This is a genomic window from Oleiphilus sp. HI0117 (assembly GCF_001635235.1).
The window spans coordinates 1-570 of sequence record NZ_LWGA01000257.1 but is presented as its reverse complement, the minus strand read 5'-3'; the positions used below and the strand labels follow the sequence as shown (position 1 = coordinate 570).

Sequence of the window (570 nt, the reverse complement as noted above, 5' to 3'; positions counted from 1 at the left end):
ATTGACGCCTCCAGATGTTATTTCGCAAACTCTTTTAGCAGTTCCAATGTGGGCTCTCTTTGAAGTCGGAGTGCTGTTTTCAAAACTCGTCGAAAAGAAGCGCAACGAAGAACCTGTAAGCGAATAACAATTAGATGAACCTGCTACTGTTATTCCCCGAAAATATGCACAGCGAAACACTGGCTGAGATTTCCGGTCGTCAACTCGAACATATGCATGAGACTCTAAAGTCAAAAGTTGGAGATAACATACGCGTTGGCCTGCTCAATCAGCAAATTGGCCTAGCCACTATTACAGCTCTCACTACGGAGTCTGCCAAACTCGATATCGAGTGGCAAAAAGAAGCGCCCGCACCACTCCCCTTAACACTCATTATTGGTCTACCCCGACCAAAAATGTTAAAGCGAATCATTCAAACCGCCACAACAATGGGCGTGAAGAAAATCTATTTCCTCAATGCCTGGAAGGTAGAAAAGAGCTTTTGGCAAAGCCCCTGGCTAAGTGAAGAAAAAATTCTAGAGAATTGCATCCTTGGCTTAGAACAAGCTCAGGATACCGTGATGCCCGAAA

At 44.7% G+C, this 570-nt stretch carries 1 protein-coding gene and 1 pseudogene; both read left to right on the top strand.

Annotation, left to right across the window (positions count from 1 at the left end):
• A pseudogene (locus tag A3757_RS27490) lies at positions 1-127 on the top strand (Sec-independent protein translocase subunit TatC); the annotation flags it as partial.
• Between the two features lie 7 nt (positions 128-134).
• A partial coding sequence (locus A3757_RS03190) for an RsmE family RNA methyltransferase (protein WP_156506143.1) occupies positions 135-570 on the top strand: 436 nt, incomplete at its 3' end.